This window comes from Bradyrhizobium ivorense (assembly GCF_900696085.1).
Classification (GTDB): Bacteria; Pseudomonadota; Alphaproteobacteria; order Rhizobiales; family Xanthobacteraceae; genus Bradyrhizobium; species Bradyrhizobium ivorense.
Window position 1 is genome coordinate 1,041,992 of sequence record NZ_CAADFC020000016.1, and the last position, 19,516, is coordinate 1,061,507.

Consider the following 19,516-nt stretch of genomic DNA (forward strand, 5'->3'; position numbering starts at 1 on the left):
GGTGCGTGGCCAAGTTTGCGCAGGCATCTCAGCGGCCCGCGAGGGCTCTTTCGCTCTTGCCAGGCGGTCCCGCGGCCGCAAGGGGCATCCTTGCGCACCGAGTTATCGAGCAGTGGTTCAAGGGCGAGGGCTCGGACGATCCGGCAACTGTGTTCGCCGCCATCTATGAAGCCCTCCGTGAGGAGCTCATGGCTGATCCGGCCCGGACTGCCTTTGCCGATCTGGCCGAAGTGTTTGGCCCAGCGGAATGGAGTGGCTTCCGGGCTTGGGTTCTTCGTCGCTGTGAGACTTTGGGGCGGAACTATCCCGGTCGCCGCCGAGGAGAAACATCCGATCGAACGGGACACAGGCCGTTGTTGGGTGCGGAAGTATCGCTGACGAGTGAAGCGTTGCGGCTCAAAGGGCGGGCTGATCGTATTCGCCGCGTTGCAGCAGAGAGCTACGAGATCCGGGATTACAAATCAGGGGCAGTGCTGGATGACGATGGTGAGGTGAAGGAGAGCATCGCCCTGCAACTGCAGGCCTACGGTCTAATGTTTTTGGAGGCCATGCCGAGTGCAGAGGTGACGCTAATAGTCGACGTGGGTAAGGAGATTCCTGTTGGATTCGATGAGGCAACTCGCGCTCGTGCCCGGGAGCGGATCGAAGCCCTTTTGGCACCCGTTCCTGAGGCGGGTCACTATCCAATGGAAAGCTTGGCTAAGCCAGGCGCAGACTGTCTGGGCTGCCGTATACGGCATCTATGCCGTGCTTATCTTACACAGGCACCCTCTTGGTGGCTGGCTTACCCCGACAAATCAGCGCGGATTTCCTATGATTGCTGGGGGACCGTTCAGGCCGTGAATGCAGGCGCAATGGACGTGACGCTGAAGGACGCCGCGGGAAGACGCATTCGGGTTGATCGTCTCGCTCACCGTCATGGTATTGCTGCCTCATTTGTTGGTCGTGCGATTTGGCTGTTCGATCTGGAGAGTCCCGGACCTAGCAGGGACTTCAAGGGGAACCGCTATCACCCGCGCGTCTTTTACGAATTACCACGCGACCGACGCGAGCGGCGTGCCTGGGGTGCGCAGGTATTTCTCGAACCCGAAGGGACGGACGCACTCAAGGCCGGCGCGCGTTGATCGGAGCAGCACCCAGGGGGACGCGATTTTGCAAGACCGTCGAACGAAGGCCGCCCAATCTGGTCGCGGGCCGTCATGTTGCTAATGCGACGTGCGCTCCTGCCAACGCCATGTGAACGATAGGTTCGGTGTCACGTGCCATGACCATTTTACACGCTACGCTTTTAGCCTCCGCCTTCGCCCAAGTGATCCGGACAGAGCTGACCGATGCAATAGGCCTCTAGGAGTACCTTTGCCTTTAAGTGCTTTGGTGACGAATGAGGAGGCCCCATACAGGTGGTTGTTGAGCCGCCGACGTATGCCGTTCTTGCCTCTTACAGTTCGACCAACGTGAGCCACCCGTCCTTTGGGCGAGTAGACAATGTAGACGCCATGAAGATTGGTGACGCTGAGTCGGTCACCGGCGCTTGGAAACCGGATCTTTGGTGATCGCAGTAGCTGATCGAACTTCGCCTTGATCGCCTTCGGTTCGCCCTTCATTTTTCCCCCCACGCGCCTGAACGATTAATTCAATTGGTGGTCAAAACTCCGTCTGGGGATCGGTTCTGGCGTCAAGTCAAATCCTGTTAAGAAAGTAGCAACCTTTCGGATTTTTGACCCTAGAAATTTTCGACCCACGTGTCGGCGCGCGCGAGACGGGGGGCCTGTCCAGGTACCCCCGGGGGGTGAAGATTTGATGCGCGCGGCCTGAGGGCCCGACGCGGCTGTAACGAGCGACCGACCGGTCGCACCAGTCACAGCCATCGGGTACCTTCATGAAACGCGACCTCTATGCGGAAGTCTCGGCACGCATCATTGCCGAGCTGGAAACCGGCGCCGCCCCGTGGATCAAACCCTGGTCGGCAACCCCCGGCGCAAGCACCCCCTACAATGCGGTGAGCAATCGGCCCTACTCCGGATGCAACGTCGTTCTGTTGTGGATGGCGCAGGCGGCGGGGTATCGCACGCCGCGCTTTCTGACCTTCAAGCAAGCCTTGGAGTTGGGCGGCAACGTGCGCAAAGGCGAGCGCGGCACGAAGGTGTATTTTGTCAAACAGCTGCAGGTCCGCGACAAGAGCGCGGACGATGACGCCGTAACGCGTATTGTGCCGATGCTGCGGGAATACACCGTCTTTAACCTGGACCAGTGTGAAAACCTTCCTGAGAGGATCGTGGCGCCAGGTGCCGTAAAGCCGCGCAATTGCGACGAACGCTCCGCCGCGGTCGATGAATTTCTGGCGTGCACCGGCGCCAGCATACGGGAAGGCTTCGGCGAAGCCTACTACCTGCCCGGTGCCGATTTCATCAGCCTGCCGCGGTTCGAGGCTTTCAAGAATGCTGCTCACTTCTATTCGACCGCGTTTCATGAGCTTGGCCATTGGACGGGCCACAAGTCGCGGCTGGCCCGTGATCTGCGTCACCGCTTCGGCGAGAGGGCCTACGCTGCAGAGGAACTGGTTGCCGAACTCTGTTCAGCCTTTCTGTGCGCCGAGTTCTCGATTGACGGTGATCTGCGCCACGCCGGCTATATCGAGAACTGGATCCGCCTTCTAAGGGCCGACACGCGCGCTTTCTTCACGGCATGCAGCAAGGCGCAAGCCGCCGCTGACTTCCTGCGGGGGCTGGCGCTTTCGGCGCCGTCGGAAGCGGCGGCATGACAATATCCTGCCATCGGCACGAGCCGTTTTTCGACATTCATCCGGTGACGGGTGCCACGATCGAAGTGTTCTACACAGATCGAACGCTGGAGACCTTCGGCTGGGCAGGTGCTGGTTGGCTCTGGTGGTTGCGCCGGCCAGGGTTTGCGCCTAGCGGTGCGGCAGTTGGCCCGTTTGCTACGAGCTACTCAGCCTATCGGGACGCGCTGCATTCAGGGAGCTGCAAACGCATCTTTTTCGGAGTGAGGTTGCAATCTGGTTGCAACGAAGATTGGGCGGAAAATGTCTGGAGTGGAGCCGAGATAATTTATTGAATTAGCTCAAGGTGTTAGGTGGTGCCCAGGGGCGGAATCGAACCACCGACACTGCGATTTTCAGTCGCATGCTCTACCAACTGAGCTACCTGGGCATGTCGCGAGCGGCCCAAAGGCCGAAGCGAGCGGGCGGTTTATAGAGAGGTCGAAGCGTTGTGTCCACCCGCCTTCGCCGTTGGCTTCGGCGTGGCGAGCCCGGCCGCTGTGCCAGCCACAACACATTGAAATAATGAAGTTATTTCACATCATCAGGCGAGATTGGGCGACCAACGAGGCGATGCTGCCTGTGGTTGGCTGATCGCGGCGGGCGCTTCTTTCCTCAGTTTTCCAGCTTGATCCTGGCGTCGCGGATCACCGGGCCCCATTTGTCGGTCTCCGATTTCAGGAACGCGGCCAGTTCCGCCGGCGTCGAGCCCTTCGGGTTGGCGCCGAGTTGCTCGAAGCGGGTCTTCACCGGCGGATGCACCAGCGCGGCGTTGGTGTCGGCGTTGATCTTTGCGATCACCTCCGGCGGGGTTTTGGCGGGCACGAAGAAGGCGAACCAGGAAAACACGTCGAAGCCGGGCACGCCGGACTCATCCAGCGTCGGGATCTCGCCCACCAGGGCGACGCGCTGCCTGGTCGTCACCGCCAGCGCGCGGACGTGGCCGGCCTGCACATGCGACAGGATCGAGGGCATGTTGTCGAAGATGACGTCGACGCGGCCCGGGATCAGATCGTTGATGGCCGGCGCGCCGCCGCGATAGGGGATATGCGTCATCTCCACCCTGGCGAGCCGCTTGAACAGCTCGCCGCTCAGATGCAGCGTGGTGCCGTTGCCCGACGAAGCATAGGTCACCTTGCCGCGATTGGCGTTGCAATGGGCGATGAACGCCTGCACCGACGTCGCCGGCGAGGAATTCGGCACGCACATCAGATTGGGCTGGGTGATCAGCATCGTCACCGGCGCGAAATCATTGACCGGATCGTAGCTCAGCGACGGATAGAGAAACGGGTTGGTCGCCATGCCGGGCCCGACGATGAAGACGGTGTAGCCGTCGGCCTCCGAATGCGCGACCAGGTCGGCGGCGATGTTGCCGCCGGCGCCCGGCTTGTTCTCGACCACGACGGTCTGGCCCCAGACCTCCTGCAGCCGGTTGCCGACCAGGCGCGCGGTGATGTCGGTCGAGCCGCCCGGCGTGAACGGCACCACGATCCGCACCGGCTTTGCCGGCCACTCCGCCGCCCGCGCGCGCGAACTCAGGATTGCGGGTGCGGCGATGACGGCAAGGCCGACGAGATGGCGGCGGGTCAGCATCGGTCGTCTCCTCCACGCATCGCCCGATTGTCTCGGGTCGTGCTGTTGCCGGGAGTGTGGCGGCGGCCGGCGGCGAAATCAATCCGGCGCGGAGCGCGGGCGGGCTATTGCGCGGCGCGCTATTCCGGATCCTCGTCGTCGTCCTCGCGGCCGGGGACGACGTAGGAGCCGCTCAGCCAGCGGTTCAGGTCGACGTCGCGGCAGCGCGGCGAACAGAACGGGCGGAACGCCTGCTCGACGGGCTTGCCGCAGATCGGGCAGCGCCGCGGCGGGCTTTGCGGTTTTTCGGCTTGGTCGGTCATGGCGGCACGCAGGTTACATCAATTGGCAATGAAGAAGGCCGCCGCGCGTTCCGCGCTGCCTCCTTCCCGCTTGCGGGTGGCGATGGGTGCCTGCACGATTTCGGAATATTGGAATATTACCGCTGAGTTGCCCGACGCGTCAAGTGGCCGGCGAGCGCCGCCCGGCTACTTTGCATGGGGTTGTTTTTCGGGTTTTGGCAACGCGCCCCCGCGATCGGGCGCGGCCGCCGGTTCCTCTGCCCTTCTCCCTTGTGGGAGAAGGTGGCGCGGATGAAATCCGCGCCGGATCAGGGGTCTCTATCCGCGGAGACAAACCCCTCACCCGAATCGCATCTGCGATGCGATTCGACCTCCCCCACAAGGGGAGAGGTGCACCACCGATGCCGAGCGAATATTGCGATCCTACACCGCGACGGCGTTGAGCCAGCCGTGGCGGATCGGAAAGCCTTCGCCGCCGAGCAGGGTCACGGTCTCGTAGAGCGGCAGGCCGACGACGTTGGTGTAGGAGCCGACCATCTTGACCACGAATGAGCCGGCGATGCCCTGCACCGCATAGCCGCCGGCCTTGCCGCGCCATTCGCCCGAGCCGATATAGGCCTGGATGTCGTCCTCGCTGAGCCGCTTGAAGCGGACGCGGGTCTCGACCAGGCGCTGGCGGAACGCCTCGCGCGGCGTCACCACGCAGATCGCGGTGTAGACGCGGTGGTTGCGGCCGGACAACAGCCGCAGGCACTGCGCGGCCTCGTCGACCAGATTGGCCTTGGGCAGGATGCGGCGGCCGACCGCGACCACGGTGTCGGCCGCGACGATGAAGGAGCCGCGCAGATCGTCGTCGAGATGCACCGATTTCAGCGCCGCATCGGCCTTGGCGCGCGCCAGGCGGTTGGCGCAGGCGCGCGGCAGCTCGCCCCGCCGTGGGGTCTCGTCGACATCGGCCGGACGCAGCGCATCAGGCTCGATGCCGGCCTGGTTGAGCAGCGCCAGCCGCCGCGGCGAGCCGGAAGCAAGAACGAATTTGGGACGGCCTAGCATTCGGTTATTTGGCTGGAATCGGCGGGACGGGCGAGCGCGGAACCTATCGGATGGGGCATGGTTGCACAACCGCGGAACCGGCCGCGAATCGCGCATCCCCTGACAGACAAGGCCCCATAAGCACAGCTGTTTGTCAGTCTGGCGACAACGGCCGGCAAAGTCACCTCTCCCCCGGAGGCGGGACCGGCGTTCATCGTCATTACCCGCTCGCCGCCGCGACCTTCGCAAAGCGGCGGCGGATGCGCAGCAGCAGGCTGTCGCAGACCTCGCGATAGGCGGCGAGCTTCTGCTCGCGCGTGCCCTCGGTGCCGGTCGGATCGACCGTCGGCCAGTACTCGACATCGGCGGCCAGCGTGCGGGTGAGCTCGAGGGCCTTGTGATGGGCCTCGGGCGCCAGCGTGATGATCAGGTCGAAATTCAGCCCCTCCCAGTCCTCGAGTTCCTCGAAGGTCTGCGGCTTGTGGCCGGAAATGTCCTGGCCGAGCTCGGCCATGACGGCGACCGCGAACGGATCGAGCTCACCCTTGCGCGCGCCGGCCGAGCGGACATAGAGCCCGTTCGGAAACATCTGCTGCAACAGGCTCTCGGCCATCGGCGAGCGCACGCTGTTCAGGCCGCATGCGAACAGCACAGCCTGGGGATTGCGCGCGCCCGGCGCCACCATGCGATCAGGCTTTCAGTCGAGGAGCCCACGCCGACTTCATGCGCCCTCCTTGTTTGCGCATGATCTGGTCCGAAAACCGGTTCCCACTTTTCGGGATCATGCGCCCTCACCTTTCCAGTGCAGGACGGTGATCAGCGTGAACAGCCGCCGCGCGGTCTCGAAGTCGACGCGCACCTTGCCCTTGAGCCGCTCCTGCAGCGTGCGCGAGCCCTCGTCATGGATGCCGCGGCGGCCCATGTCGATCGCCTCGATCTTGTCCGGCGTCGCGGTGCGGATCGCCTGGTAGTAGCTGTCGCAGATCATGAAGTAGTCCTTCACGACGCGGCGGAACGGCGTCAGCGACAGCAAATGCGCGACCACCGGCGCGCCGTCCTCCTTGCGGATATCGAACATCAGCCGGTTGCCGGTGATCGCGATGTGCAGCGTGTAGGGCCCGGGCTCCGTGCCCTCGGGCGCGAACACGTTCTGCTCGATCAGGTCGTAGATCGCGATCGCGCGTTCATGCTCGATATCCGGCCCGGAACGGCCGATCGATTCCTCGTCGAGCGTCACCGCGACGATGCGACTGTTGGAATCCTCGTCGGCGGGGGACTTGGTCATGAGAGATTGAGGCGCAATCCGACGGAACGTGAATGGGCGTCGAGACCCTCGGCCTGGCCGAGCGTCATCGCGGCGGGCCCGAGCGCGCGGAGCTGATCCGGCCCGCACTTCAGGATCGAGGTTCGCTTCATGAAGTCAAGCACCCCGAGGCCGGACGAGAACCGCGCCGAACGCGCGGTCGGCAGCACGTGGTTGGAGCCGCCGACATAGTCGCCGATCGCCTCCGGCGTATGCGCGCCGAGGAAGATCGCGCCGGCGTTGCGAACCTTTTGCGACAGCGCTTCGGCATCCGCGGTCATGATCTCCAGATGCTCGGCGGCGATCGCATTGGCGAGCTCGACCGCGTCATCGAGCTGTTTCACCATGATCACGGCGCCGAAGTCATTCCACGAGGCCCGCGCGATTTTTTCGCGCGGCAAGGTCTTGAGCTGGGCCTCCACCGCGCGCTCGACATCGGCGGCGAGCCGCGCCGAATCGGTGATCAGGATCGACTGCGCGCTGACGTCGTGCTCGGCCTGCGCCAGCAGGTCGGCGGCGATCCAGTCGGCATTGCCGGTGTCGTCGGCGATCACCAGCACCTCGGAGGGGCCGGCGATCATGTCGATGCCGACCTTGCCGAACACCAGCCGCTTGGCCGCGGCGACATAGGCGTTGCCGGGACCGACGATCTTGGCCACCGGCGCGATCGTCGCGGTGCCGTAGGCCAGCGCGGCCACCGCCTGGGCGCCGCCGACGCGGTAGATCTCGGAGACGCCGCCAAGATCGGCGGCCGCCAGCACCAGCGGGTTGAGCTTGCCGTCCGGCGCCGGCACCGCCATCACGACGCGCGGCACGCCGGCGACCTTGGCCGGCACCGCGTTCATCAGCACCGAGGACGGATAGGCCGCGGTGCCGCCGGGCACGTACAAGCCGACGGCATCGACCGCGCTCCAGCGCCAACCGAGCTCGACGCCTTCGGCATCGGTAAAGCGCTCGTCCTTCGGCATCTGACGGCGATGGAAGGTTTCGATCCGATCGCGGGCGAATGTCAGGGCATCGACCGTCCTGGCGTCGCAGGCCTGCACCGCAGCGTCGATCTCGGCCGCGGTGACGCGCAGGCCCGAGGCGGCGATGTCGAGCCGGTCGAACTTTTTCGTCGCCTCGAGCAGCGCCGCGTCGCCGCGGGCCACCACGTCGTCGACGATGGCGCGGGTGGCGCGCTCGACGTCGGCCGACACCTCGCGCTTGGCCGCCAGGAAGTCGCGGAATCGCTGGTCGAAATCGGCGCTCTGTCGGTCCAGGCGAACGGGCATGGCGGCTTTCTAAAGAGGACGTAAGGGATCGGGTCCCTGCTCAATGGCGCGGCGGATTATGGCCGTCAACCCTTGCCTCCCGTCGTTCCCGGCGAAAGCCGGGACGACGCAACTATACCGCCGTCCCCAGCTCATCCGTCCCCAAATCGGTCAATTCGCACTCCAGGCACTCGACATCGAGCCGCAGCGCCGCGCCATGGCCGAACATCAGGAGCGCGCAGCCGCCGGGCGGGTCGGAGGCGTGGAATTCGATCCCGAGCAGTTCCAGGATGGCCTCCGGGGCCTCCAGGTCGATATTGCGCGACTTGCATGCCAGCACCCGGTCGAAGCGCAGCGCCGCGATCAGCCGGCGCGAGCAGGCGCCGCCCGCCAGGGTCTGCTCCCAGTCGAGCCGGTTCAGCCCGATCACGAGGCGCTTTTCGTCCTGGCGCCAGACGATATCGGCGGCCTGGACGCGGGCGTCCTGCACATGGGTGGAGATGACCGCGAGGTCATCGGCATCGAGGGCGATCAGTTTCAGCGGCGCGGGTGGGGACATGCGATCAATATAACGCCTGACCGCACCGGAGGTACCACGCTGCCGAAGGAAATCGCGGCCGACGGAACCGGGCCGCGCCGGTCAGAGGCGTGCGCCGAACAGGATGACCTTCATCGCGATGATCCCCGTGCCGCCCGCTCAGGCCGCGGTCGCGACCTGAGCGAACGGAACACCGGTGAGTGCGGCCGAGATGTCCCACAGCCGCTCCGCCACCGCGGCGTCCCTGGCCTGCGGCATGATCCGCGCCGGCGCCGGCGGGCCCTTCAATTCGTAGAACCCGTTGGGTCCGTAATAGCCGCCCCCCTCGGCCGCAGGCGAAGTGGCGGCAAACAGCGTCGGCAACGCGCCTGCGGCCGCCGAGTGGCTCATCAGGGGCTGCAGATACCGGCCGAACCGCCAGGACAGGCTCTCGGTGCCCGGGCCGTTCGGGATCAACTCGGTGCGGGCATAGCCGGGATGCGCGGCATTGCTCATGATGCCCCAGCCATTGATCGCGCTGCGGCGCTGCAGCTCGAGCGCAAACATCAGCATCGCGAGCTTCGACTGGCAGTAGGCGCGCCACGGCGCATAGCCGCGCCGGGCCTGCAGGTCGTCGAAATTGATCGCGCCGGAGCGATGCGCAAGGCTGGACAGATTGACGACGCGGGCGTTGCGGCCGCGGCGGAGCTGCGGCAGCAGCAGCGCGGTCAGCGCGTAGTGCCCGAGATAGTTGGTGCCGAACTGCATCTCGAATTCGTCGACGGTGACCCGCCGTGTCGGCAGCGCCATCACCGCGGCATTGTTGATCAACAAATCGAGCGATGTGTGGGTCGCGGCAAAGCGGGCCGCGAAATCGGCGACCGATGCAATGCTCGCAAGGTCGAGCGTCTCATAGATGATGGCAGCATCGGGAAGCTGGCCGCGGATCCGCGCCAGCGCATCCTGGCCCTTGGCGCCGTTGCGGCCGGTCAGCACCACGGTGGCGCCGGCGCGCGCCAGCTCCAGCGCGGTCTGGTAGCCGAGCCCGCCGGTTGCGCCGGTGATCACGGCGGTCCTGCCGTCGAGCCGCGGAATGTCTGCAGTGCTCCAGCCGGTCATGGTTATATCTCCTGGCAAACGCGATTCGGTTGTTGCGGGTCCAGCCGCACCGGATAAATGTGCACCAAGTGCAATTTTGCAAGAGGTGAAAATTTGAGACGCCCCGCGCTCGCGCGCAAGGCCGCCAAACCGCGGCAATCCAGGGAGAATTCGGCCGCCCCCGCCGAGCGCTCCGGCCTGCGCGCACGCAAGCGGCAAGAAACGCGAGAGCGGCTGACACGGGCGGCGATGGCGCTATTTTTGGAGCGCGGCTTCGAGGCGACCACGCTCGACGACATCGTCGCCGCGGCCAACGTCTCGCGCCGCACCTTCTTTCACTATTTCGCCTCGAAGGAAGACGTCGTGCTGGCGTGGCAGGAGGACGGCACGGCGGCGCTGGTCGCGGCGGTGGCGGCGCGCCCGGCTAGCGAATCCATGCTGCAGGCGGCGGAGAACGCCATCATCGAGCTGGTCCGGCAGCTCGATCCGCGCGAGGCGATCGCGCTGGCGCGGCTCAAGCGCGACAATCCGGCGCTGCAGGCGCGCGATCAGGCCAAGTACGAGAAGATGGAGCGGGAGCTCGCCGACGCGCTGCTCAAGCGCGCCAACCACAAGGCCGACCGGATGAAGGCGCGCCTCGTCGCAATGATCACCACCGGCGCGATGCGCGTCGGCGCCGACCTCTGGACCGCCGACGGCGCCCGCGAGAAACCGGAGCTGTTCGCCAAACGGATGTTTGCCGCGATCCGCGGGATTTTCGAGTGAGCGGACGCCCGGCGAATGGTGGTGAACGCAGCGTAAGGTGAGCACGCCGGTCAGGCTCCCTCCCCCCTTGCGGGGGAGGGTTGGGGAGAGGGGTGGCCCCGGGCGAGATGCTCGAGCAACGCACCGTCTCGCAATCTCGGCTGTGCATGATCGAAAGCAGATTGAGAGAGCACCCGTGTGGTACCCCTCTCCCTAACCCTCCCCCGCAAGGGGGGAGGGAACCCTTCCGCCGGTGACTCCCAAACGTGAACCCGCAGAGACGTGCGCGGGATCGATGCGGCACGGCGAACCGCACCGCACTCACTCCCTGATGAACGCCAGCAGATCCGCGTTGATGGTCTCGGCTTCGGTGGTCGGCATGCCGTGCGGAAAGCCCTTGTAGGTTTTCAGCGTGCCGTTCTTCAGCAGCTTGGCGGACAGCGGGGCGGAGTCGGCGTAGGGCACGATCTGGTCGTCGTCGCCGTGCATCACCAGAACCGGGACCGTGATCTTCTTCAAATCCTCGGTGAAGTCGGTCTGCGAGAAGGCGACGATGCCGTCGTAATGCGCCTTCGCGCCGCCCATCATGCCCTGACGCCACCAGTTCTGGATTACCGCCTCCGACGGCTTGGCGCCCGGCCCGTTGTAGCCATAGAACGGGCCGGCCGGCAGATCGCGGTAGAACTGCGAGCGGTTGGCGGCGAGCTGGGCCTGCAAGCCATCGAACACCGATTTCGGCAGGCCGCCCGGATTGTTCGCCGTCTGCACCATCAGCGGCGGCACCGCAGAGAGGATCGCCGCCTTGGCCACCCGGCTCTCGCCATGGCGGGCGATGTAATGCACCACCTCGCCGCCGCCGGTGGAATGGCCGACGTGAACCGCGTTCTTCAGATCGAGATGCGCGGTGACGGCGGCGAGATCGTCGGCGTAGTGGTCCATGTCATGGCCGTCGGCGACCTGGGCCGAGCGGCCATGACCGCGGCGGTCATGGGCGATGACGCGAAAGCCGTTGTTGAGGAAGAACAGCATCTGCGCGTCCCAATCGTCCGACGACAGCGGCCAGCCATGGCTGAACACGATCGGTTGGCCCTTGCCCCAATCCTTGTAAAAAATCTCGACGCCGTCTTTGGTGGTGATAGTGGGCATGGACGCACTCCTTCAGTTAGCCGTCATTCCGGTTCACGCGAAGCGTGAACCACAGATGCGCAATTGCGATTGGGCAAGATCTAGCGATGGTTGACAGAACGCGTTTGCGGATTCGCACGTGGTGCGCCCTGCAACAGCGAGTGCGTGTTGGTCGATCAGGCGAGGCGGAACGGCCTGAACCGGCGCCAGATACCAATCGTCACCACGACGAAGAACACCAGCACGATGCCCTGCACCACCGCGAACACCGGTCCGGACGGCGGGTTCGGCGGCACCGCCGGCGCCAGCGCCTGCAGCGCCGGTATCTTCAGGAAGCTCTGGATCACCAGCACGAAGACGTTGAGATAGAGCGAGACCATCGCGGTGACGACATAGACCGGGCGCCAGATGCCATTGAGGCGCATCGCATAAAGCGCGATGCAGGCGATCGCGAGCAGCACCAGCGAGAGCAGGCCGATGATGTGCGACGGCAGCAGCTTCTCGGTGAGCAGCGGCGGAATCACGAACCCGGTGACGTTGGTCAGTATCGTGAGCACGAGGAAGATCGCGGTGAGCCCGGGCATCGATTTCGACCCGAGCAGGCCAAACATCACGATCAGGCCGGAGACGATAGCAATCAGACTGATGACCACGTGCAGCAGGACCATGTGGATGCACTCCCCGTTGAGAACCCGCGCCACGTTACGATGCGCGAGGAGAAATTGCTACATGGTTCCAATGGCAGGACGGCCGACATCTCATGAAAAATCCGCCACGGCCCGCCGCCGTCAGGCATCGCGCCGTGCGCTTCCTGAGACATCGATCAATCATAGCGCGGGATCGGCCCGTTATGCGGCGTCTTGCGCTTCGACAGGTCGAACAGCACCTCGTCGACATAGCACCAGCCCCAGCCTTCCGGCGGATCGTAGCCCTCGATCACGGGATGGCCGGTGGCGTGGAAATGCGCGGTTGCATGCTTGTTGGGCGAGTCGTCGCAGCAGCCGACATGGCCGCAGGTCCGGCAGATCCGCAAATGCAGCCAGCGGCTGCCGCTCTTCAGGCACTCCTCGCAGCCAAGCGCGCTCGGCGTGACGTCCGCAATGCCGGCGATGTGGGTGCAGCCTTTTGACATTCTCTACCTCTCAACTCGTAATTTTAGTCGATCCGTCATCCTGAGGTGCGAGCCCTTGCGAGCCTCGAAGGATGAATCGGCCACCGGCGGGGCCGTGCATCCTTCGAGGCTCGCCGAAGAGGGCTCGCACCTCAGGATGACGGGACATTGAGCCTGCACGGCGCCTTCCCTACAACGACGGACTGCCCGCATCCGCAAGATAGCCGTGCAGCGCGGCGACGACCTGGGCGCCTTCGCCGATCGCACCGCCGACGCGCTTGACCGAGCCGGAGCGGACGTCGCCGACCGCGAACACGCCGGGCACCGTGGTCTCGAGCAGCGGCACGGCGCGGTTGCCCTCGCCGTTCTGCTTGCCGGTGAGCACGAAGCCGCCGCGGTCGACCTCGACGCCGCAGCCGTCGAGCCAGCCGGTGGCCGGATCGGCGCCGACGAACAGGAACAGATTGCGGATATCGAGCGAAAACTCGTCGGGCGCGAGCCGGCTCTTCCAGCGCACCCGCTCCAAGGTCTCCGCGCCCTCGAGCCCGATCACCTCGGCGTTGAACACCAGATCGATGTTCGGCGTCGCCTCGATGCGCTCGATCAGATAGCGCGACATGCTGGCCCCGAGCCCGCCGCCGCGAATCATCATGATCACCTTGCGGGCGTGGGCTGACAGATACACCGCCGCCTGGCCGGCCGAATTGCCGCCGCCCACAAGCACGACCTCCTGCTCGGCGCAGAGCCGCGCCTCGATCGGCGAGGCCCAGTACCAGACGCCGCGGCCCTCATAGGCATCGAGATTGTCGATCTCGGGCCTGCGATAGCGCGCGCCGCTCGCGACCACCACCGACTTGGCGCGCAGGGTGTGCCCGCAATCGGTGGCGAGCGCGAATGCGCCCGAGGTCTTGCTGCAGTCGAGCGCCTTGATCGAGACCGGGATCAGCATCTCGGCGCCGAATTTCTGCGCCTGATTGAAGGCGCGGCCGGCCAGCGCCTGGCCGGAGATGCCGGTCGGAAAGCCGAGATAGTTCTCGATGCGCATGCTGGCGCCGGCCTGGCCGCCATAGGCGCGGGAATCGAACACCGCAACCGACAGCCCTTCCGACGCGGCGTAGACCGCGGTGGCGAGCCCGGCCGGGCCGCTGCCGACCACGGCGACGTCATAGAGCTTGTCGTGCTTCTTGCCGCCGATCATGCCGAGCGCCATCGCCAGCGCGGTCTCCGACGGATTGCGCAGCACCGTGCCGTTCGGCGCGACCACCAGCGGCAGTTCGGCGCGGGACACCGAATAACGGGCAACGAGGTCGGCCGCATCCTTGTCGGTCTCCGGATCGAGCACGTGATGCGGCTGGCCGTTGCGCGCCAAAAAGTTCTGCAGCCTCGCCATGGTGCCGGCCGCGCCGATCAGCACCGGCCCGCCGGCGCCGCCCTGGATCAGGCTGACCCGGCGCAGGATCAGCGCGCGCATGATGCGCTCGCCGAGATCGGCCTCGGCGACCAAGAGCGCACGCAAGCGCTCCGGCGGCAGCAGCAGCGTCTCGACCTCGCCCTCGGCATGGCCGTCGACCAGCGCAGGCCGCCCGGAGAGCTGGCCGATCTCGGCCAGAAACTGCCCCGGCCCCTGGTCGATGATCGGCGTGACCCGGCCGAGGCCGTCGCGCTGGGTGATCGCGACATGGCCCGCCAGAATCACGAACATGCCCGGCCCCGGCTTGCCGGTCTCGAACAGCGCCTCGCCGTCGCCGTATGACCGCGGCTCGCCGAACCGGCGCATGCGCTCGATCTCGAGCGACGTCAGCGTTGGAAAGGTCTGCTCCTGGCGTGGGAACGCGTAGGCGGTTGCGGTGAGCCGGTTGATCGTCGGTGTGTCGTCTGCAGCCATCTTTGGCGCCCCACTTTCTTCAGCACTCGCGAACCGGCTAACGATCCGGCTCGTCTCGGTCGGCGTGAAGCGCGATGAGATCAGGTTGGATCGTCATCGCGCTTTAGCTCTTTGTTTGATCATGATCTTTTCGGAAAACCGCTTCGCACTTTTCCGGATCATGCTCTAGCGAGGCATCGCCCGGTTCGGAAGCCACATCCTCGCGACCGCGTGCCTGCGATTTCCGCCGCTTCAGGTTTTCGCGCAGCGCCAGCTTCAGGCGGTCCTGTCGCGAATCCTTCACGCTGGCTCCGGCCTGCCCGCCGCCCTTGCCTTGATCGCCTGTCATTTCCAAAACTCTGAACCGCCGACGCTCGCGCACGGAGCATAGAGGATGGCCGCCGCCCGCGCACCCTAGCCGGCCGGCCAGTTGCGTCTGGCGGACGATTCGGCCGCAAGGGCCCGCGAAGGCAACGTTGGGAACCAAATCAGGCCGGAATCCGCCGGATTGGCGACGATCGCCGGCAGGGAACGGCAATTTCCGCCGATTTCACCGCCGGCAGCGGCGCCCTTTTGCTTGCGCCGGAGGGGGCCTTGTGGCAAGAACCGCCCGCTTGGACGGGCCCCTCGAGGGTCGATTCTATTTTCCCGGGCATGCTGCCGTAGCTCAGTGGTAGAGCACTCCATTGGTAATGGAGAGGTCGACAGTTCAATCCTGTCTGGCAGCACCATTCTCTTCATAAAAGCAGATGTTTAGTTGGGGCCGATTCGGGACCAGCCATCTCGTCCGTCTCGGGGGAGCGGCAACGGCTCCCGTCATCCGATCTTGGGCAGGCCGGTTCTGGTCCTTTGACATGTGGAGACCGGGCTGGGCTGACGATGTGCGCTCACGCTGGCAAAGCAGACTTCGTGCGAAGGAGCCCGCCGCCTTCCTAGTTTGGGCCCACATGCGACCGTGGTTGCTGTCCAAGTGGCGCCACCGCAAGCTGCTCGATAGACAGCTACGCCGCGGGAGAAGTGACGCTAGCATGGCAGCACGCCGAGTTCCGACGTAAATTGCAGCTCCATATTGGAGGCACACTGCTTATTAATACGAAGGGACACGGACATGCTTACCTATTCGATTGCACGTGAATTCCTTTCCGTTGCCATAGATAGCACAACCTTTTCGGTTCGGGCCTACTCGGGCGGCGGACGAGGGCGCACCGGCGGAGGGGCTGAGCACAGCTTTTCCAGTTATGATGCGTTCCGTAAAGAGAGAGACATCAAGGCAGGTCACACCCACGGCGGTCCTATCCCGCCAGGATTTTATGTATGTCATTACGTCCCACTCCACCCGCCGTTCCACGGCCCAGTCATTCAGCTCGAACAAACCATAACATCTCTTCTCAATGTCGATGCTCCAAGTACGCCACGCTTGTACGGCCGAGATAAGTTTTGGATACACGGGAGTGGAAAGCACGGCAGCGACGGTTGCATAGTGATCGAGGACAAGTATCTCCGCGATCGCCTCAACAATGCGGTGAAAAACGCGAAGAACGCTGTTCTGCTAAAGGTAGTAGAACCGGGGTTTCCGCTTCCGGCGGCGCGTGCGATGATAAGACCTATTGCCTAGCACCGTTCTCGCACCAGAGACCCGGACTCTGATTTGCGCGACCATCGGAGACATCGGGTTCTTCGAGGTGAAGCGGAAGTCCCGGTTCGGTCGCTATGGGCGGCTTTTGGACCCAAATCCAACTTGCTTGGTCGCCCAAGTCTTGCCCTGATCAGTAGATCAGGCATAGTCCCGCCAATCACATTACTGCAGCCATTTACTTTAGCCATTTGCTGACGAGTGGGGAATGAAGAGAATTGTGCTTGTCTTTCTCGCTGGCATGTCCGTAGCGCTCGGTAGTGAGGCCATCGCGCAATCACCAGGCCCACGTTTCCGCCCTGACGGCCAAGACGCCGATGCCTACGGCAGAAGGGATGGATATCCGGCTTGCTCCAATTACGACTACGTCACCAAGCAGCGTTGTCGTGTCGGGGCATTCAGCCATTTTGATACGCTCTTCCCCACGCGCACTATTGCCGCCCCAAAGGTACCGAGCCGCTTGATGCGCGCGCCCACTGAGCCGACTATTCGCTACACCTACCTAGGGCAAACTGTGACGCTCGACGACTATCTCGAGCATCATCCGATCACCGGCTTCCTGATCGCGAAGGGCGACACTATTCTTCTGGAACGATACCAATACGGGCGGACAGACAAGCATCGTATGACGTCGTTCTCAATGGCTAAGACGATCACGGCAATGTTGGTCGGAATTGCCGTAAAGAATGGGGCTATTCGATCTATCTACGATTCGGCTGAAACTTACGTACCGGAGCTGAAGGGATCTGAATACGGACGCACCCCAATCAAGGCACTGTTGCAGATGTCGTCCGGGGTCGCTTGGAAAGAGGAAACAACCAATCTGACCGACGCAAAGAGCGACAGTGCTATTCTCTCTCGATATACCGTGGGACAGGGACCCGGAGGAGTTATTGCTGCGCTGAAGCACTTCAATACGCGCGAGGCTCCGCCAAATGTACGGTGGAATTATTCTTCTGCAGAGACAACAGTTTTGGGCCTCGTAGTTGCTGGTGCAACCGGTCGACGCCTATCCGACTACGCAAGGGAGAAGCTGTGGGCGCCCTTGGGCGCAGAGGCCGATGCCAAGTGGTCGTTGGACGCGACGGGCCGCGAGGTTGCGTATGCCTACTTCAACGCGACGCTTCGGGATTGGGCCCGCCTCGGCTTGATGCTTGCCCATGACGGTAAGTGGAACGATAAAACCATTGTCCCCGAAAACTGGCTGCTCACCGGGACCACCATCGCGCCGACCGACACCCATCTAAGTTTCTCCAATTCTTATTGGGCCGGATACGGCTACCAAGTGTGGCTCATTCCCGGGAATAACCGCATGTTTGCGTTTCAAGGTTTCCGCGGCCAATTCGTGATGGTTGATCCGGAAAACAAGCTGGTGCTTGTGCAGACGGGAGCGAGGCCCGCCAACGACTATGCCGCTGACAAGGAACTGATCGCAATTTTTCAGGCCGCGTCCGCGCAGCTCCACTAACGCTAACTTCGTTTACGTGCCGTGCCGGCGCTTCGCGTGCGAACCACAAACCCTTTGCCCGCACATGCCACGGCCGCTTGTGTCCTTAAGCGGCGGCGGAGGGATATGGCCGGCGCACCGCGCGCGCCGGAGTCGCGCAGCACGAATCAGTGCGATATCATCCCGCCGGCAAGCAGCATCATCGCCACGATATAAAAGACGAACACACTGCCGACCCATTTCCAATCGATGTCACTGTGCTCGGGGCTGAGACTTTCAATGATGCCTTGCATGATCGTCTCTCCATCTGGAGGTCGCATGCATGTCGTATAGCCCCGACCCGGCGTACGCCGCGTGACCTACTTCACACTTGCCTTGTCGCGGAGCGGAACCAGAGTGACCGGCCCAGAACTGAAGAAACTGCGCGAAGCGCTCAGCGAGGCGATCGGCCGCAAGCTGACGGCAGCCGACATGGCGAAGCTTTGCGGACTGGACGCCGGCGGTGCCGAGAAGATCCGGCGCTGGGAGGTCACCGGCCCGACCGCCAAGGTCGCCGCGCTGCTGCGGGTGCTGGCGATGGCCAGCGAGCACTATCCGATCCTGGAAAAGTTCGACGTGTTCGACCGCCACGACGTTCCCGTGAAGGAGCGGCCGGCACGGCGCCAGGCTTTTCGCGAGCAGATGCGCGAGGATGTGCGGCGGCGGCTTGGCTAGCCCAGCGCTGCGTTAAGCCTTCCTTCATCCACGCTTAAGCGTTCGTTAGGCACAACAAAACCTTTCGCGGCAAACGGCAGGTTTAGCGGCCGCGGTGGACAGCATTTTATTCAAAAGCTGTGTAACTGCAGCCGCAAGGATGGCGCCAATGCGCGGCGCCTCCGCACGACCTGTCCGGAGACTGACCACAATGAACAAGTTCCTGCTCGCAACCGCAGCCATGGCTGCCGCCGTCGCCGCCTTTGGCGCGACCGCCGAGGCCGCCGATCTCGGCGCCCGTCCCTATTACAAGCAGCCCGCGCCCGTTTACGCCGCACCGCTCTACAACTGGACCGGCTTCTATCTCGGCGGTCACCTCGGCGGCGTGTTTGCCGACAACAACACCTTCAACGGCCTCGCGCTGTCCGACAGCAGCGCCCGCTTCATGGGCGGCGTGCAGGCCGGCTACGACTGGCAGCTCTCGCCGATGTGGGTGATCGGCCTCGAAGGCCAGTATTCCTGGGTCGGCGGCCACCAGCTCAATGCGATCTTCCCCGGCGGCTATGTCTACAACAACAACCAGCGCGGCATCGCCTCGGTCACCGGCCGGGTCGGCTACACCTGGGGTCCGGGCCTGATCTATGTGAAGGGCGGCTACGCCTACTCCGACAACAACGAGAAGGTGACGCTCGGCGGCGTCGCGATCCCGTTTGCGCTCAGCGACAGCCACCAGAACGGCTGGACCGTCGGCGCCGGCGCCGAATATATGTTCGCCCCGAACTGGTCGGCGAAGGTCGAGTACCAGTATTACGACTTCGGCGACAGCCGCTTCACCGGTCCGGCCGCGCTGGTGCCGTTCGGCAGCTTCCACAATGACGAGCACACCGTGAAGGCCGGCATCAACTACCGCTTCAACTTCGCTAACCCGATGGCGGCGCGCTACTGAGATCGTCGATACAACCAGGCGTGGAAAAGGCCGGCGCACGCCGGCCTTTTGCATATGGGCACGTGCATCAATTCCGTGCAGGAGAAAGCGCCGGCAC

Annotated in this window: 21 protein-coding genes and 2 tRNA genes; 8 read left to right on the forward strand and 15 right to left on the reverse strand. The window is 64.1% G+C overall.

Features of this window, described 5'->3' with window-relative positions; all coding sequences use genetic code 11:
* Positions 1-5: 5 nt before the first annotated feature.
* Positions 6-1,124 (forward strand): RecB family exonuclease, encoded by a 1,119-nt coding sequence (locus tag CI41S_RS24790; RefSeq protein WP_172628179.1) that lies wholly within the window; start codon positions 6-8, stop codon positions 1,122-1,124.
* A gap of 755 nt (positions 1,125-1,879) precedes the next feature.
* Positions 1,880-2,761: an ArdC family protein gene (locus CI41S_RS24795; RefSeq protein ID WP_139861956.1), complete on the forward strand. Its 882-nt coding sequence runs from the start codon at positions 1,880-1,882 to the stop codon at positions 2,759-2,761.
* A 333-nt stretch (positions 2,762-3,094) separates the two neighbouring features.
* Here CI41S_RS24795 and CI41S_RS24800 read toward each other — a convergent pair.
* The 9 genes from CI41S_RS24800 to CI41S_RS24840 form a co-directional block, all read right to left on the reverse strand.
* Positions 3,095-3,170: transfer RNA gene (locus CI41S_RS24800), tRNA-Phe, on the reverse strand.
* A 224-nt stretch (positions 3,171-3,394) separates the two neighbouring features.
* The gene (locus CI41S_RS24805) at positions 3,395-4,372 is read right to left on the reverse strand and encodes a Bug family tripartite tricarboxylate transporter substrate binding protein (RefSeq protein WP_139861957.1); all 978 of its coding nucleotides are present in this window, start codon (positions 4,370-4,372) and stop codon (positions 3,395-3,397) included.
* Positions 4,373-4,491: 119 nt separating this feature from the next.
* On the reverse strand, positions 4,492-4,674 hold the full coding sequence (gene yacG, locus CI41S_RS24810; protein WP_139861958.1) for a DNA gyrase inhibitor YacG: 183 nt from the start codon (positions 4,672-4,674) through the stop codon (positions 4,492-4,494).
* Positions 4,675-5,076: 402 nt separating this feature from the next.
* Complete coding sequence (locus CI41S_RS24815) at positions 5,077-5,706, reverse strand: Maf-like protein (RefSeq protein WP_139486892.1); 630 nt, start codon at positions 5,704-5,706, stop codon at positions 5,077-5,079.
* 199 nt (positions 5,707-5,905) lie between these two features.
* On the reverse strand, positions 5,906-6,370 hold the full coding sequence (locus CI41S_RS24820; protein WP_139486891.1) for an arsenate reductase ArsC: 465 nt from the start codon (positions 6,368-6,370) through the stop codon (positions 5,906-5,908).
* 96 nt (positions 6,371-6,466) lie between these two features.
* On the reverse strand, positions 6,467-6,970 hold the full coding sequence (locus tag CI41S_RS24825) for a UPF0262 family protein (protein WP_139861959.1): 504 nt from the start codon (positions 6,968-6,970) through the stop codon (positions 6,467-6,469).
* Positions 6,967-8,262: a histidinol dehydrogenase gene (gene hisD / locus CI41S_RS24830; protein WP_139861960.1), complete on the reverse strand. Its 1,296-nt coding sequence runs from the start codon at positions 8,260-8,262 to the stop codon at positions 6,967-6,969. Before hisD ends, CI41S_RS24825 begins: the two co-directional genes overlap by 4 nt.
* 112 nt (positions 8,263-8,374) lie before the next feature.
* Positions 8,375-8,800, reverse strand: coding sequence for a DUF2948 family protein (locus CI41S_RS24835; protein WP_172628180.1), 426 nt, complete (start codon positions 8,798-8,800; stop codon positions 8,375-8,377).
* 138 nt (positions 8,801-8,938) lie between these two features.
* Positions 8,939-9,877, reverse strand: coding sequence for an SDR family oxidoreductase (locus CI41S_RS24840; RefSeq protein WP_139861962.1), 939 nt, complete (start codon positions 9,875-9,877; stop codon positions 8,939-8,941).
* A gap of 93 nt (positions 9,878-9,970) precedes the next feature.
* Between CI41S_RS24840 and CI41S_RS24845 the strand changes: the two genes are divergently transcribed.
* Entirely contained in the window at positions 9,971-10,621 is a 651-nt protein-coding gene (locus CI41S_RS24845) for a TetR family transcriptional regulator (protein WP_430650038.1), read from the forward strand.
* Between the two features lie 300 nt (positions 10,622-10,921).
* Here CI41S_RS24845 and CI41S_RS24850 read toward each other — a convergent pair whose 3' ends face one another.
* The 5 genes from CI41S_RS24850 to CI41S_RS44100 form a co-directional block, all read right to left on the reverse strand.
* A complete protein-coding gene (locus tag CI41S_RS24850; protein WP_139861964.1) occupies positions 10,922-11,746 on the reverse strand; it encodes an alpha/beta fold hydrolase in 825 nt (274 codons plus the stop codon).
* Between the two features lie 155 nt (positions 11,747-11,901).
* A complete protein-coding gene (locus tag CI41S_RS24855; protein ID WP_139486885.1) occupies positions 11,902-12,393 on the reverse strand; it encodes a hypothetical protein in 492 nt (163 codons plus the stop codon).
* Between the two features lie 155 nt (positions 12,394-12,548).
* Positions 12,549-12,857, reverse strand: coding sequence for a UBP-type zinc finger domain-containing protein (locus CI41S_RS24860; protein ID WP_139486884.1), 309 nt, complete (start codon positions 12,855-12,857; stop codon positions 12,549-12,551).
* 169 nt (positions 12,858-13,026) lie between these two features.
* Positions 13,027-14,721 carry an FAD-dependent oxidoreductase gene (locus CI41S_RS24865; protein ID WP_139861965.1) on the reverse strand — a complete coding sequence of 565 codons (1,695 nt, stop codon included), beginning with the start codon at positions 14,719-14,721 and terminating at the stop codon, positions 13,027-13,029.
* Positions 14,722-14,824: 103 nt separating this feature from the next.
* The gene (locus CI41S_RS44100) at positions 14,825-15,049 is read right to left on the reverse strand and encodes a hypothetical protein (RefSeq protein WP_210242698.1); all 225 of its coding nucleotides are present in this window, start codon (positions 15,047-15,049) and stop codon (positions 14,825-14,827) included.
* A 307-nt stretch (positions 15,050-15,356) separates the two neighbouring features.
* On the opposite strand from CI41S_RS44100, the gene CI41S_RS24875 reads away from it, so the two are divergent.
* From CI41S_RS24875 to CI41S_RS24885, 3 genes are all read left to right on the forward strand, one after another.
* Positions 15,357-15,431 (forward strand) — tRNA-Thr (locus tag CI41S_RS24875).
* 377 nt (positions 15,432-15,808) lie between these two features.
* Positions 15,809-16,315, forward strand: coding sequence for a DUF2778 domain-containing protein (locus tag CI41S_RS24880; RefSeq protein ID WP_139861967.1), 507 nt, complete (start codon positions 15,809-15,811; stop codon positions 16,313-16,315).
* A gap of 226 nt (positions 16,316-16,541) precedes the next feature.
* The gene (locus tag CI41S_RS24885) at positions 16,542-17,801 is read left to right on the forward strand and encodes a serine hydrolase domain-containing protein (RefSeq protein WP_139861968.1); all 1,260 of its coding nucleotides are present in this window, start codon (positions 16,542-16,544) and stop codon (positions 17,799-17,801) included.
* A gap of 146 nt (positions 17,802-17,947) precedes the next feature.
* Here CI41S_RS24885 and CI41S_RS45045 read toward each other — a convergent pair whose 3' ends face one another.
* Positions 17,948-18,073, reverse strand: coding sequence for a hypothetical protein (locus CI41S_RS45045; protein WP_283813133.1), 126 nt, complete (start codon positions 18,071-18,073; stop codon positions 17,948-17,950).
* A gap of 103 nt (positions 18,074-18,176) precedes the next feature.
* Between CI41S_RS45045 and CI41S_RS24890 the strand changes: the two genes are divergently transcribed.
* Together CI41S_RS24890 and CI41S_RS24895 are read left to right on the forward strand one after the other, a co-directional pair.
* Positions 18,177-18,494: a hypothetical protein gene (locus CI41S_RS24890; protein ID WP_139861969.1), complete on the forward strand. Its 318-nt coding sequence runs from the start codon at positions 18,177-18,179 to the stop codon at positions 18,492-18,494.
* A gap of 190 nt (positions 18,495-18,684) precedes the next feature.
* Entirely contained in the window at positions 18,685-19,419 is a 735-nt protein-coding gene (locus tag CI41S_RS24895) for an outer membrane protein (RefSeq protein WP_139861970.1), read from the forward strand.
* Positions 19,420-19,516 lie beyond the last annotated feature (97 nt).